Below are 14,133 nucleotides of genomic sequence, written 5' to 3'. Positions count from 1 at the left end.
TCCGCGGAGATGGCCCGCACTTGTAGAACTATCCTGCGAGTAGAGCCTGCACGCGAACAGAATCGACTGGGCTCCACAAAATGCGGCCTCAGGCGGTCAAATCCCTGTACAGCAGCCGATCTCGGTGTTGACCAAGATTGGCAACGGTGCGACTCTGTCGCCCCAGTAGAAGGATGCGTGCATGGAGCCGACCGCAGGCCTTATCAAGCGACGGCGCGAAGCAATGGGATACTCGCTTCAGGACCTCGCCGATGCCGTCACCCTTAGCAAGTCCTACCTGAGTCGTATTGAAAGCGGCGAACGCGGGCTCACGGATGAACAGGCGCGAGCCCTCGAGACCGTGCTCGGCGCGCCGGCCGAGCTGTTGCTGCTCGAAAGCGGCCGCCTTCCGGCCGACGTCCAAGGCGCCATCGCCGCCGACGCCGCCGGCGTCACCACCGCGCTACGGGCCCGAACGGAGCAGGGCGCGGTCGCCTATCCCTCAGCGCCGACGCGCGCCTTTATCGTACGCGAGGAACCTCGGAAGCTCGCCCCCGATGCGGACGCCGCCATCCCTCCGCGCATCGAAGTGACCAAGGCGACGACGACGTATCGCGCGCACAGTTATCACACCAAGGTCCCGCCCTCGGCGATCCGACCGTTCATCGAGGCCTTCACCGATCCGGGCGACCTCGTCAGCGACCCGTTCTGCGGGTCTGGGATGACCGGTGTCGCCGCGCTCGAAACGGGCCGCGACGCCCTGCTGTCGGACCTCTCTCCGGCGGCCGTCCACATCGCGCGGAACTACACCGCTCCCTGTGATCCCAAGGCGTTCCGCGCCGCGTTCGATCGGGTGAAGACCTTGGTCGAACCAACGATGCGGTGGCTCTACACGCCTATCGGTTCGAGTAGCAGGGTCGAGTACACGGTCTGGAGCGACGTTTTCGCCTGCGACGCCTGCGCCTCGGAAATCACCTACTGGGACGCCCTGCACCATGGCGAGGGCTCGGAACTGGTGTGCCCGGTGTGCACCGCCGTCCTGAGAAAGCTGGACCTCAAATGGGTCGGCGAGCGGCCCGTCCAGACCCACGTGTCAGGCGAGGGACGGCGCATTGTCCACCACGCCCCCACCGCGGCGGAGAAGGCCTTGATCGAGGAGGTCGAGCGAACCGCCATTCCCTACTGGACGCCGCAACTGGCCTTCGGGCCGGAGCGCGAGATGTGGCGCTCGGCGCATACGGCCATGGGCATCCAGGACGTGGCCGGCTTCTACACCCGCCGCAACCTGCACGCCTTGGCCGCCCTGCGGCACGCCATCGTCGAGGCCGCCCCGGAAGGGCGGCTGCGCGAGGCCCTGCTGTTCGCCTTTACAGCCTGCGCTAACCGCGCGTCCAAACGCTACCAGTGGAACGCCAAGCGCCCGACCAATGTGATGACGGGGACCCTCTACGTCTCCTCGCTGCGCTACGAATGGAACGTGTGGAGCCTCTTCCGCCGCAAGGCGGGAGACGTGATGCGCTTCTTCGAAAGCCGGCAGAAAACGAAGTCGAAGGCTGAGGTCTTCCAGTCCTCAGCCACCCGGCTCGATGGCGTGCCCGACGGGGCGGTGGACATGGTCTTCATGGATCCGCCGTTCGGGTCGAACATCTTCTACGCCGACAGTTCCTTGCTCTGGGACGCTTGGCTCGGGGCGGAGACGGACCAAGGTGCCGAGATCGTCGTCAACCAGCGCCGGGCGCGGACCGCGGGCGGCAAGACTCTGGACCTGTACGGCGACCTGATGGCCCAGGCCTTCTCCGAGGCTGCGCGAATCTTGCGGCCCGGAGGGCGCGCCGTCCTAGCCTTTTCCAACACCGACGACCGGGTCTGGACCGAAGTGCAGGACGCCCTCGCCGACGCAGGCCTCGAAACCCGTGGCGTGCACATCCTCGACAAGGGACAGCCTTCGATCAAGGGTGTGAAGGGGTTGCTCGGCCAGGAGCGGGTTACCCGGCTCGACCTGACGCTGACCCTGGCGCACCGCTCCCGTCCCCGTCAGGAACGTGCTCGCGTCCCGCAGTCTTTCATCGACGCTTCAATCCAGAGGGCGGTCAATGAGGGGCTGACGGCCCAAGACCACGTCTATTCGGCGGTGCTGCGCGACGTGCTGCAGGCGGACTTCTCGGCCGTGGGCGTCACCATCGCCGCCACGGAGAAGCGGCGCGCGCTGCTGGGCGGCCGCGCCGCACCGGTCAGCGACATGCCCGATTTCGTGGCCGGCTACCTCGAGACCGGGGATCTGCCGGCCTCGGCCCGGCCGACGTCGCCAGACGCGCCGCCTTCGGCGCGGGTCGTCCCGGGATCGCGTAACACGGCGCTGTATTCGGCCCACAGCTACCACACCAAGGTCCCACCGGAGGCCATCCAGCCCTTCATCGAGCACTTCACCCAGCCAGGCGACGTGGTGCTCGACCCGTTCGCCGGGTCCGGGATGACCGGCGTCGCGGCCGCCATGGCCGGCCGGCGCGCCATCCTCAACGACCTTTCGGCCGCAGCCGCCCACCTGTCTTGGAACCACACCCACCCGTGCGACGCCGAGGCGCTGGGCAAGGCGTTCGAACGGCTCGAGGCCCGGATCGGCGACGATCTGGCACCCCTCTACGCCACTCGCGACGAGGCCGGCCGGCCCGCCGAAATCCGCTGGACGCTGTGGAGCACGAGCCATAGCTGCCCCCGCTGTCAGGCCGAGTTCTTGTTGTGGTCGACCATGGACCGGGACAGCGGCCGCATGGGCCGGTCCACAGTCTGTCCTGTCTGCAGTCACGAGGCCGACCGGCGCCGGTTCGAAGTGGTGGCGAACGCCCCCGCCTGGATCGCCTTCCAGCGCGCCAACGGGACCCGCGGCGAGCGGGCGGCCGACACCCAGGATGTCTCGGACGCGGCGCACCTCGCGGAGCTCGACGACGACGCCCCCTATCCGAACGTGCCCCTGGGTCCGGACCGGGAGATGTATCAGCGCTGCGCCCTTCACCTGCAGGGCGTCAGGTCGGTCCGGGACATGTACACTGACCGCAACCGTATCGCATTGGCGCGGCTCTGGCGCGCGGTGCTGGAGGAGCCGGACGAACGCCTGCGACGCGCCTTGGCCTTCGCCTTCACCAACACCGCCTGGCACGGCACCCGGATGCGCCGGTTCAACGCCCGAGGCGGCCACCGGCCGCTAACGGGGACACTCTACGTGCCCCAGCTCTCCGCTGAGGCCAATGTTCTTGAGGTCATGCGCAAGAAGATCGGCCAGCTGAAGGCCTATTATCGGGCTCTGGGACCGGTCGAGCCCGTTCCGCATGTGCTGATGGGGAGCGCCACCGAACTGTCCGGCGTGGCGGACGGCTCGATCGACTATGTCTTCACCGACCCGCCGTTCGGTTCGAACATCTTCTACGCCGACTGCAACCTGATCTGGGAGTCCTGGCTCGGCCGCGTCACCGACCCGACCCGTGAGGCGGTCGTCAACCGGTCGCTCTCTCCGGCCGACGGCGGCAAGACACTAAAGGATTATTCGAGTCTGATGGCCGCCTCGATGCGGGAAATCGCCCGGGTGCTGAAGCCGGGCGGCTGGGCCACGGTGGTGTTCCACAACACGGATGGTGATGTGTGGTCGGCCCTGAGCGCGGCGGCCCGCGAGGCCGGCTTCGAATTCCACGAAGCCGCTTCGCTTGACCGCAAGCAGCAGAGCCACAAGGGTTACAAGGGCCGCGAGGGCGCCGAGAACGTCGCCCACTTCGACGTGGTCATGAATCTGCGCAAGGCGGGTGAGGCGACGCCGGCCCCGATCGGGGATCGGCTGGATCTGAAGGCCCTGATCGAGGAGGCCCGATCCTCCCCCGACGTCGTGGCCCGCGGCGTCCAGGGCATCCATGCGGAGATCATGCGCCGCCTGATGTCCGAGGGACGTTCTGATTTTCCAGCATTTTCGGACGTACGGAAGGCTCTGAGAACGCCGTGACTTGACTCTCAATCCCCCTGGGCTGACATTCAGCTTATATGACGCTGTCGTTTGTCGCATGAGTGCGCCGATAACAGCCTAAGGGAAAGTTGGGTTTGGTCGATATCCTCATCATTCGAGACGTCGCCGCGCGCCTGAAGCTGGCCGAGCGGACCGTCAACGCAATGCTGGCCGATCGGGAGCTTCCGGGCTTCAAGGTCCGCGGCCAATGGCGCATGCGCAGCGATCATTTCGACCGCTGGCTGAACCTGGTCGGCGCCGGCCGCGAGCCCGAAGAGGCCACCGCCCTGATCATGGCCGCGTCGGAGACGTTCGATGCCGCCGCCCCCCCTTCCGATCCCGCATCCGCCGGACCGCCCCTGTTTGCCAGCGCGGCACCCGTCGTTCCGCCCGCCGCCTTCGATAGCGGCAAACAAGAGAGCCCCCGGATGCAGCTGCTTACGGAACGGGTCACCCAGAGCGAGCTTCACCGTCGCTTCGTCGTGGCGCTCGGCGACAAGGTCGAACGCCACACCAATCTGGAACGCAAGCCGCTCGAGCTCGACCTCGCGCCTCCTCTGCCGAGCCGCGTGCGTGTCTATCTGTTCAATGCGACGCGTCCGCCCGGCGGCCGTCCGACCGGCGAGCACAAAGTCCAGCTAATCATGCCCGGTCAGAAGCGCGGCGAGCGCGGCCAGTTCGACCAGAGCGACAACCGGATCGTCCTCCTCGCCGGCTATGCGGCGGAGGAAGACGTCTTCGTCCTTTGGGACGCCGGTCTCTATCCTGACTTCGCCTGGTCGCGGAACGTCCAGGTCAAGGCCGAAACCCTGTTCGAAGCGACCGCCGGCAAGATCGCTCGCCAAGTACGCCGGCTGCGCCCCGGCGAGGGCGAGGCGGTCGCCGAGACCCTGCTGGCCTGCCCCGCCAGCCTGCTGGCGGAGGCCATCCGGCTGCGTCAGGACCTCACCCATGCGCGTCTGGCCGAGATGTAGGCCATGCGACTGCAGGATCATGAATTCCGTCGGGCGTATCACAAGCCTGAAGACGACATCGCGGGGGACTTCTATCTCCCGGCGGTAAGCGCTGCGGTGCGTTACGATCGGGCGGTCGGCTTCTTCTCCAGCACCGTCTTCCTGCTCGCCTGGCCGAGCCTCAAGGCCTTCGCCGCCGCCGGCGGCAAGATGCGGCTGATCTGCTCGCCGATCCTATCGGACGACGACCACGAGGCGCTGCGCGACGGTTACTCCGCCAAGGCGGAGACGGCCGCGGCGGAGGCGATCGCCGAAGCGTTCCAGCGGCTGCTGGCGTCTGAGGAGTTCCACAAGCCGGCTGTGGTGCTCGCGTCCCTGGTCGCGGCCGGGGTGATCGACTGCAAGATCGCCTGGGTCGGCGCCGAGGCGGGCGGCCGTCCGAAACGTCTGTTCCACGACAAGGTCGGCATCCTGACCGACGCCGCCGGAGACCAGCTGGCCTTCAAGGGATCGATGAACGAGACCTGGCCCGGCTTGGCCCGGGACGGCAATCTGGAGTCGGTTGACGTCTTCGCCGGCTGGCGCGACGAGGGCGAACTCAGTCGAGTGCGGGACGAGGCGGCCTACTTCGAACGGCTGTGGAACGACGCCTGGCCCGGAGTGACGGTGCGTCCCTTCCCGGAGACGGCGCGCAGCGCCATCGTCTCGTCAGCCGACGCCGGCCACTGGCCGGAACTTGTCGACGAGATCTGTCTCGACCTCGAGAAGGCGGCCCGCTGGTCGGCCGAAGCCGGCAAGGCGGACGGACGGACGCCGCGCGCCCATCAGGTGGCGGCGCTCGACGCATGGGAGGCGCGAGGCCGCCGGGGAATCCTGGAGCACGCCACCGGATCTGGAAAGACCTTCACGGCGCTCTGCGCGATCGGCGACGCGATCCGCCGTCGCGAAACCCCGCTGATCCTCGTGCCCAGCGATCTGCTGCTCAAACAGTGGCGCACCGAACTGACCGAGACCTTCGGGTCCGCCCTGCAGCTGATGACCTGCGGCGCCGGTCATGATCGGTGGAAGATCGGCGGCGGGCTTCGCAGCTGGACCCGCCCGTCGTCCGGCGCCGCGCCGCGCGCCGTGCTGGCGACCCTGCAGACCGCCTCGCGCGACGAGTTCCGGGGGCTATGCGCCGAAGGGGACCACCTGTTCATGGTGGCCGACGAAGCCCATCGCCTCGGAGCCTCCGCCGCGCGCCAACTGTTCGATTTGCATACGGGACCGCGCCTCGGCCTGAGCGCGACGCCGGTGCGGGCCGGCGATCCTGAGGGTACGGCGGCCCTGATGGCCTATTTCGAGGGCGTGGTTCCCCCGCCCTTCTCTTTGGCCGACGCTATCAGGGCCCAAACGCTGACTCCGTACGCCTACCATGTGCATACGGTCCGTCTGGAGGCCGAGGAGCGCGAAGCTTGGGACAAGCTGACCGAACGCTTCCGCAAGCTCTACGCGCGGCAGGCGTCGGGCGGCGACGGCGAAGCTGAACTATCCGCCGGACTGAAGCTGCTGCTGATCCAGCGGGCCCGGATCATCAAGGGGGCCCAGGCGAAGACCGCCAAGTCCGCCGAGGTGGTCGGCCGTCACTATCAGCCCGGCCAGCGCTGGATCGTTTATTGCGACGACCAGGGCCAGCTCGCTGCGGTGAAGGCAGCGATCCAGGCCGCAGGCGTGCGGGACGTCTACGAGTATCACTCGGCCATGCCGGGCGACCGGACGGCGACCCTGGAGACTTTCAACGATCGCGGCGGTGTTATCGTCTCGATCCGGTGTCTGGACGAAGGCGTGGATATCCCGGCTGTCTCCCACGCCCTGATCCTCGCTTCGTCCCGCAATCCCCGGGAATTCATCCAGAGGCGCGGGCGCGTCCTGCGCCGCGCGCCAGGAAAGCTCCTCGCCCATCTTCATGACGTGCTGGTGGTCCCCGACCTCCAGGACGCCGACGATCCCGGCGCGACCGTCCTCAAGGGCGAACTGGCCCGCGCGATCGAGTTCGGCGAATCCGCCATCAACCCCGGCGCGGTGACGGACCTGAAGCGGCTGGCGATCGCCGCGGGCTTCGACTGGGCCGAACTGACCCAAGCCGGCTTCGAACCCGACGACGACGACGTGGCCGACAGGCCGCAAGCAGAACAGGAGAGTGATCATGTCCGACAAGCCTGACGTCCCGCGCGACGCCACCGTGAGCGATACGGTCGAAAGAATCCGGGCCGAACGTTTCCCCGACATCGACCGCGCCCTGGTGCTGGACCTGATGAGCCTGCATGGCTCCGGCGAACCGCCGGAGAACCTGAGCCGTCTGGTCGACGAAGCGATCCAGTCGCAGGTCCAGGGGACCCGCTGATGCTGCATCTCAAGTCACTGCACCTGACGAACTTCGGCGCTTTCAAGGGCGAGCAGTCCGTTGATTTCCCCGAGGGCGCGGGCGTGTCGGTCTTCTATGGCGAGAACATGCGGGGCAAGACGACCCTGTTGAACGCCATCCGCTTCGCCCTCTTCGGCAAGATCACCGGCCGCGGACGGCGGCCGATCTCGCTCGAGGACATGATCAACCTTGAGGCCAAGGTCGACGGCGTGCGGACGTTCGAAGTGCGGCTCGAGATGACGCATGCGGGCGCCGCCTATCGCTTGACGCGCACGGCTCGGCCTTCGGCGACCACCGTAGGAGAGTACGAGGCCCGCTACTACTTGGAGCGTGGCGGCCACATCCTCCCGCCGGACCAAGCCCGGCAGGAGCTCGAACGAATCCTTCCGGCCGAGATCGCCCGGTTCTTCCTGTTCGACGGCGAACTCCTGCAGGAATACGAGGATCTGCTCAATCTCGGCAGCGACACGGGACGCCAGATCAGCACGGCGATCGAACGCATCCTGGGTCTTCCGACCCTGACCGGCGCCCGGGAAAGCGCCAAGGCGGCGCTGGACCGCGCGGAGCGCGATCTGGCGCACGCTGCGCAGGGAGACCTCAAGACGCGGGAACTGGGCAATCAGCTGGCCGCCCTCTCCGCCGACCGCGACGTGCTCCTGGCCGACCTCAATCGCCATGAAGCGGACCTCAGCGAAAGGCGCGCAAGGAAAGCGGCCATCGAGGACGATATGCGCCGTCGTGAGCGAATGGCGGCGATGCTCGACAAACGGGATCGCCTGAACATCGAGGTTGACGCAGGGGTCGAGCGCAAGGCCGGTCTTCTCGTCGAGATCCAGCAGGCGATGTCGCCGGCCTGGGTGACGATTCTGCGCCCGCGGTTGCTGGCCACTGCCAGCGACTTGCGGAGCCGCGAGGGCGATCTGCAGGCGGCGGTCACGCGAGCCCAGGTTCTGCGAAGCCTCGCCGAGGGTCACGACCCGGATTGCCCTACCTGCCTTCAAGCCGTCGGTGCGAGCGCGCAGGCCGAGATCCGGCGCCGCGTCGAGGCGCAGGACGGCGGCGCGCCACAGCAAGATCTGGCCGCCGTGCGTCGCCGCCTCGACGCCCTGGACGGGCAGCTTTCGCGCAGCAACCCGCAGGTCCTGGCCCTGATGTGGTCCTCGCTCGAGACGCTCGAGAACGATCTGTACGCCCGCCGGGCTGAGATCGAGGAAATCGAAAAGTCGCTCAGCGGCGACGCCGAGGATGAACTGCGCGGGCTCCGCAGCGACTACGACGCGGTGGTCCGCGACATCGTCGTGCTCGAAGAAGGGCTGGCTGAGACCCGCCAGCAGCTGGAACAGAAGGCCGTGTTCAGGGACAACATCCAGCGCAAGCTGGATAAGCTGGGCGGCGGCCAGCTGGATGCTATCAGGGCGCGGCGGGATCTCGCCGGTCGGCTCTATGAACTGTTCGGCGAGGCGGTGGACACCTACCGCGACCAGCTGCGGGTTCGCGTCGAGGCTGACGCCAGCAAATTCTTCCTGTCCATGACCACGGAGCCCGACTACGCCGGCCTCCGGATCAACGAGAGCTACGGCCTGACGATCCTGCATAAGGACGGGGCAACCATTCCATTGCGATCGGCAGGGGCCGAGCACGTGGTGTCCCTCTCCCTCGTGGCCGCCCTACAGAACAATGCGCCACTGAGAGGCCCGATCTTCATCGACTCGCCATTCGGCCGCCTCGACGGCAAGCACCGCGAGCGCATTGTGGCCGCCCTCCCCGCGATGGCAGATCAGGTCTCGCTGCTCGTCTATGAAGACGAGATGCCGCCGGTTCGCGCGCGGGCCGCTCTCAAGGATCATCTGCGGGGTGAGTGGCGGCTGGAACGGCGCAGCGCACGTCACACCGAAATCGTGAAGCAATAGGAGCCAGGTCGATGAACGATAAGGCGGACAAGAAGACGATCGGAATCGTGCCGGAGCTTTTGCCCACGCTCCAGAGCCTCCTCGAGGCCGGCCACTTCGAACATGAATTCGACGCGGCCAAATTCGCCATGGCTTTTGCCATCGAACAGGGCGCGCAACCGGGCTCCGCCGACGGCGCCGGCACCAAATGGAACGTCGGTAGCTTCGATGGGGACGGATCGCTGCGCTCGGTCATTGAGGCGCTCTATCCGGAAGAGTCCACGCCCTACCGCTTGGTCGAGCACTTCATCAACGACGGGCTGCGGCGCCTCAAGCGTTCGGACGGCTTGGCACCGGACGTCGCCGGCCTTGTGCTAGCGTCGGCGAAGGGTTGAGACGACGTCACGGCTAGGAAGCTCTACCGAGATCGCACAGGGCGTCCGATCGAACAGTTGTCGATCCGTAATGTTTGGTCGAACATCTGATGAATGAAGGCCAATCGCGTTTGGATGGTGGTCAAGCGCCCGACTTTGTCGGCGTCCCGCCCCAGGCTTCGACAAACAGGTATCGGACAACTGCATGGCGCGATTGAGCAAAGAAACTCTCATCGGCACCGTGCTGGGGTCGCTGGAAAATGCCGGATGGTCCATCCAGCGCCTTACTCCCTCAGGCGTCCATCCGGCCGAATTCATCATGCAACAAGGCGACCGACGGCACGCGGTGCGGCTCTATGTCTGGAATCTCACGCATGGAGGCAAAAGCCGTTCCGACGACGAGTTCAGAATTCAGATCACAAGCGGCGTCGGCGGGTTTGAGGAGGTCGCCGATTTCACCACCCTGATCTTAGGGTGGGATGGCTCGTTCGGGGTTTTTGCCGCCTTTGATTTGCGGCAAAGGAAGGCGGCGCTGGGGTCCTCTCCTTCGGTGCAGATATCCCGCCAGACGTTGGCGGCCGCCCAACAGGTCGGCTTAGCCGTTCAAAGCAAAGGCGCCGGAGAGTTCGCCGCCGCGATCAGGCCTGACCGGCTGGCCGAGTATATCGAACGTCAGAGATGGGTGCATGGCGGCATGCCGAGCGCCGATGGCCAGACCCCTGCACCAGACTTGCTGGCCGCGGCAGCCGAAGGCCGGCTTGTCGGACATTTTGGAACCCAAGAGGAACGCGAAGAACGTCATCTCGTACTCGAGCGGTTGGATGCCGTAGAGAGGCAAATCCGAGACCTGGTGTCGCAGCCCGGAGGCAGAGGGCATAACAACCCACCGGAGCTCATTGCCGAGGACGCGGTCGCTCCGTTGATCGAAGCGACCAATGATATCCGAAAGGAATTGGCAAAACCGGCCCCCGATCTGACGGTGATCGGTCGAAGCGCAGACTTCCTCGGACAGGTTCAACGAGTGGTAAGCAAGGGTTACGCGGAGGTTGGGAAGTTCGCCGGAAAGGTCAAAGATAAGACGCAAGACAAGATGGCAGAACTTATCGGCGGCGTCCTGCTGGGTGCCGGGATTGCTTTTGGCAAAGTCATTGCCGAGGTGCTGAACGCCCTCCTTGCCCAAATCATCCATTGGCTGCAGATCATCTCGTAGGGTTCCTAGGCGCGGCGAGATGCGGCTAAGAGAAGGCCGCGCACCCCCAAAGGGTGCGCGGCCGAGTTTTCCTCCGGTTTCTCCCTTCCCGCTATTCCGCCGCGAACGAATAGGCGTCGTCATCCCGGGTCGAGGCTCCCTCCTGCGGCACCTCCGGTTCACCCACCGTTCGCAGCAGCGGCGGCAGCCAGCCCTTCCCGGCGATCAGCGTATCCGCCGCCTCGGCCATATCCGCCTTCTTCATCCCGGCGATGCGGTCGGCGTCGGGCTTGGAGACGCCCTCCTCCACCGCCTCCAGCACCCGCGCCTTGGACACTCGCGCGAAGTAGGATGCGGCGGTCGCCGTCCACGTCGTGGTCATGTCCAGACCGAGCGCCGTCGCCAGCGTGTCGGCGTGGGACCACGCGCCCGGCCTGCGGTCGTGCGGGTCGCGGACGGCGTTGACCGCCAGCGAGGCGCAATGCGCCAGCAGGTCCAAGAGGTCCGAGGGCAGCATGGCCGCCAGAGCCGCCCAGAGGTCGCGCGCCGCGTTGGGCAGGCGCGCGGCCCACGCCTCGCCGCGCTCTGCGATGCGCCGTCCGGCGCGGCCTTCGCCGACGCCGGGCGCGTACCGCTCCAGCCCCATGACGCCCAACCGGACCTGCAGGACGGTCGGTTGGTCGTAGGGCGGATAGAAGACCTGCAGGGCGAAGGCGTGGACCACCACGGTCAGGGCCGTGGTCGCGTCCGCCGCCAGCGCGTCCCGCAGGCCCGCCGTCCGGTGGGCGGTCAGGTCGAGCAGCAGCTTCTCGGAGAGGGGCGCCAGCCCCTCATCCGCGCCCGGTTCGGCGCCCTCCCCGTCCCCAACCGGGGCGTTGTCCTCCGCCTCGCCGCCGCCTTCGGTGTCGGCTTCCGCCGTCTCCTCCGGCTCTGGCAGGGCGTCCTCCAGCCGCACCAGACCGCGCTCGAAGCGGGCCACGCCATCGTGGCCGAGGGTGACAATCACGCCCGCCCGCGCCAGATCGTCGGGCCGGTAGGCGAAGTCCGGGCCGAAGGCCTGCAAGGCCTTGTCGATCTCTTCCAGCCGGGCGTCCACCTCGGGCGGCAGCATTTCGGCGGCGTCCGTCTCCGAAACGAGCCGATCATACTCCTCCGACAGGGCGGCGACCGCCGCCACATCCGCCTCCGACCGCGCGACCGCCTCCGGATAGACCCGGCCCAAGCCGAGACCATGCGGGAAGTCGGGATGGGCCTCGGCCCACTTCCAACCCTCCTGCGTTCGGACCTCCTCGGCCAGCCCCGCCAGCTTGTCAGCCACCAGCCGGTCGAGCAGGATCACGTCCTCCAGCCAGCCCCCGCCGTCCTCGGTGAAGAGGTCGCGCAGCACCGCCCCGCCCGCCTCGGCGTAGGCCTCGACGCCGACGAACCGGACCCGCCGATCCTCGACCTGAACCTTGGCCTCGGTCATGGCGCGGCGGATGGCGTAGGCGGGCGTATGCGGCCCGATCTGCTCGAACACCTGCCGCTGGCGCTCATGATCTTCGCTGACCGCGAAGGCCATCAACTGGTCCAGGGTCACGCCGCCGCCGCGATAGGCCGCCATCAGTTCCGGCGCCGCCGCACCGAGCCGCAGCCGCTGGCGCACCACTTGGGCCGACACCCCGAAGCGGGCGGCGATCTCCTCCGGCCCGTAGCCCCGCTCCTCGGCCAGCCGCCGGAAGGCCTCGAACTGGTCGGCGGGATGCATGGCCTCGCGGGTGACGTTCTCGTCGAGGCTGATCTCGTGGGCGTCGTTGTCGGCGTCCACGATCACCCGCACCGGATGGGTGCGCTTGATCTGCTTGCGCTTGGCGAGCATCCGCAGCGCCTGACGGCGCCCTTCGCCGATGGTGACGAGGTAGGCGCCGGTGGGCGCGCCCTCCCCGTCCCGCTCGATCTCCACCACGGGCGGCTGCAACACCCCCTTGGCCTTGATGGAGGCGGCGAGGGCCTCGATGGTCGCGAGCGCGTGCGGGGTCTTCCTCGCGTTCTTCGGCGAGGCCTTGAGCCGGTTGAGCGGCACGCTGATCTCCGCGCCGTGCTGCGGCGCGGTGACGACGGTTTCGATGGGTTGAGCAGTCATGTCTGCCTCCTTTGGGCATGGGTTGCAGGCACGCGAGGCGCGCGCCTGAAACCCTGCCCGTCGGCGAGACCGGGGTAGCAAAGGCCAGGGCGGACCGGCCGGAGGGGGATCGCCCGGCCTGCACAAGCCTGACCGCCATGACGATGCTGATGCTCCTCGCCGGCGCGGAAGGTCGGGGAGACCGGCCGGTCCGGCGGCGCAGCCGCTTCACCCTGACCTGCGCGAGGGCGGAGCCCTTAGCCTCTTTCGACCTCGGAAGGCTCGCGGCCTGCCCGCAATGGCTCAGGGCCGCCAGTGTCAGACGTGACGGCGGGCTGGACGCGGATCGGTCCGTCGCCCGATCGTGTCGCGTCGCCGGCGTCGTCGAGCGAGGCGGCGCTGATGATCGCCCGGAACTCATCGACCAGCTCGGGATGCCGGGTGGTCAGGTAGCGCTCGATGTGGGCGTTGCCCAGCAGGCGATTGAGGTAGCCGCTGGCGACGACGAGATGCAGGACGTCGTCCCCATAGGAAGCCTCGATCGCCCTGAAGTCCTGCGTCAGGGACGCCATCTCCCGCTCCATGCGCGCCATCTGATCGGAGGTCATGCCGCCGACGCGCTTGGGCTTGTCCTGACGCACGAGGTCGGCCTGACGGGTCGCGGCCAACAGCGCCTTGGCGTAGGCGGAGGTGAAATTGTTGGCCGACAGCATCAGTTCGGCCGCCTCCACCTGTCGCATCGGCCGCATCTTGCGCAGCACGTCGAAGGTCACCGGATTGACCGTGTGGTTCTTCAGCAACTCGACGACCTCGGGGGCGACGCCTTCCAGGAGGCTGCGGCGACGCTTGATCGCCTTGACGTCCACGTCGAGGGCCTTGGCCAGCTTCTCCTCGGACACCCCGCGCTCAAGGGCGCGGACGATCATGTAGTGCTCCTGGATGGTCGCCAGCCGGTTGACCCGCCGGTTGTAGGTGAAGGCCTCGTCGTCATCGGCGACCAGGCAGCGGGTCTCGGTCTCGCCGAGGTCCTTCAGGATCGCCAGCCGGACATGCCCGTCGAGCAGCATCCAGGCGCCGGGCGATTTGGGCCGTGCCACCACGAGCGGCTCGATGACCCCGACCTCGGCGACCGACCGGGCGATGCGGCGATATTTGACCGAGCGGATGACCTCGTCGGCGAGCCGCCGCAGGGGGAGGATGTCCGAAAGGCGAAGGGTTTCGAGGCGGGTCTCGAAGGCCGCCCTCACGGTCCCGCTCAT

Annotated in this window: 9 protein-coding genes; 7 read left to right on the top strand and 2 right to left on the bottom strand. The window is 67.4% G+C overall.

From position 1 onward, the window contains the following. Positions 1–181 precede the first annotated feature (181 nt). From AC1RSK_RS23070 to AC1RSK_RS23040, 7 genes are all read left to right on the top strand, one after another. A complete protein-coding gene (locus AC1RSK_RS23070; RefSeq protein WP_492910033.1) occupies positions 182–3,964 on the top strand; it encodes a DNA methyltransferase in 3,783 nt (1,260 codons plus the stop codon). 95 nt (positions 3,965–4,059) lie between these two features. Continuing rightward, positions 4,060–4,938: a helix-turn-helix domain-containing protein gene (locus AC1RSK_RS23065; RefSeq protein ID WP_492910032.1), complete on the top strand. Its 879-nt coding sequence runs from the start codon at positions 4,060–4,062 to the stop codon at positions 4,936–4,938. A gap of 3 nt (positions 4,939–4,941) precedes the next feature. After that, on the top strand, positions 4,942–7,119 hold the full coding sequence (locus tag AC1RSK_RS23060; protein WP_492910031.1) for a DEAD/DEAH box helicase family protein: 2,178 nt from the start codon (positions 4,942–4,944) through the stop codon (positions 7,117–7,119). Further along, positions 7,103–7,300 carry a hypothetical protein gene (locus AC1RSK_RS23055; protein ID WP_492910030.1) on the top strand — a complete coding sequence of 66 codons (198 nt, stop codon included), beginning with the start codon at positions 7,103–7,105 and terminating at the stop codon, positions 7,298–7,300. The genes AC1RSK_RS23060 and AC1RSK_RS23055 overlap by 17 nt, the downstream gene beginning before the upstream one ends. Then, positions 7,300–9,231 carry an AAA family ATPase gene (locus AC1RSK_RS23050; protein WP_492910029.1) on the top strand — a complete coding sequence of 644 codons (1,932 nt, stop codon included), beginning with the start codon at positions 7,300–7,302 and terminating at the stop codon, positions 9,229–9,231. Before AC1RSK_RS23055 ends, AC1RSK_RS23050 begins: the two co-directional genes overlap by 1 nt. Positions 9,232–9,242: 11 nt before the next feature. Next, positions 9,243–9,605 carry a hypothetical protein gene (locus tag AC1RSK_RS23045; protein WP_492910028.1) on the top strand — a complete coding sequence of 121 codons (363 nt, stop codon included), beginning with the start codon at positions 9,243–9,245 and terminating at the stop codon, positions 9,603–9,605. A gap of 184 nt (positions 9,606–9,789) precedes the next feature. Continuing rightward, positions 9,790–10,794 carry a hypothetical protein gene (locus tag AC1RSK_RS23040; RefSeq protein ID WP_492910027.1) on the top strand — a complete coding sequence of 335 codons (1,005 nt, stop codon included), beginning with the start codon at positions 9,790–9,792 and terminating at the stop codon, positions 10,792–10,794. 91 nt (positions 10,795–10,885) lie between these two features. On the opposite strand, the gene AC1RSK_RS23035 is transcribed toward AC1RSK_RS23040, so the two are convergent. Together AC1RSK_RS23035 and AC1RSK_RS23030 are read right to left on the bottom strand one after the other, a co-directional pair. Then, positions 10,886–12,895, bottom strand: coding sequence for a ParB/RepB/Spo0J family partition protein (locus AC1RSK_RS23035; RefSeq protein WP_492910026.1), 2,010 nt, complete (start codon positions 12,893–12,895; stop codon positions 10,886–10,888). Between the two features lie 236 nt (positions 12,896–13,131). Next, positions 13,132–14,133 (bottom strand): plasmid partitioning protein RepB C-terminal domain-containing protein, encoded by a 1,002-nt coding sequence (locus tag AC1RSK_RS23030; protein ID WP_492910025.1) that lies wholly within the window; start codon positions 14,131–14,133, stop codon positions 13,132–13,134.

The sequence above is a fragment of the Caulobacter sp. GW821-FHT11A05 genome (assembly GCF_058809015.1).
This window is presented reverse-complemented; position numbering and strand designations above follow the sequence as displayed.

What these genes read in the sequence shown, in the direction of transcription:
- AC1RSK_RS23070 (WP_492910033.1), top strand. Translation starts at nt 182, where the DNA reads ATGGAGCCGACCGCAGGCCTTATCAAGCGACGGCGCGAAGCAATGGGA.
- AC1RSK_RS23035 (WP_492910026.1), bottom strand. Translation starts at nt 12,895, where the DNA reads ATGACTGCTCAACCCATCGAAACCGTCGTCACCGCGCCGCAGCACGGC.
- AC1RSK_RS23050 (WP_492910029.1), top strand. Translation starts at nt 7,300, where the DNA reads ATGCTGCATCTCAAGTCACTGCACCTGACGAACTTCGGCGCTTTCAAG.
- AC1RSK_RS23060 (WP_492910031.1), top strand. Translation starts at nt 4,942, where the DNA reads ATGCGACTGCAGGATCATGAATTCCGTCGGGCGTATCACAAGCCTGAA.
- AC1RSK_RS23045 (WP_492910028.1), top strand. Translation starts at nt 9,243, where the DNA reads ATGAACGATAAGGCGGACAAGAAGACGATCGGAATCGTGCCGGAGCTT.
- AC1RSK_RS23030 (WP_492910025.1), bottom strand. Translation starts at nt 14,133, where the DNA reads ATGAGCGGGACCGTGAGGGCGGCCTTCGAGACCCGCCTCGAAACCCTT.
- AC1RSK_RS23055 (WP_492910030.1), top strand. Translation starts at nt 7,103, where the DNA reads ATGTCCGACAAGCCTGACGTCCCGCGCGACGCCACCGTGAGCGATACG.
- AC1RSK_RS23040 (WP_492910027.1), top strand. Translation starts at nt 9,790, where the DNA reads ATGGCGCGATTGAGCAAAGAAACTCTCATCGGCACCGTGCTGGGGTCG.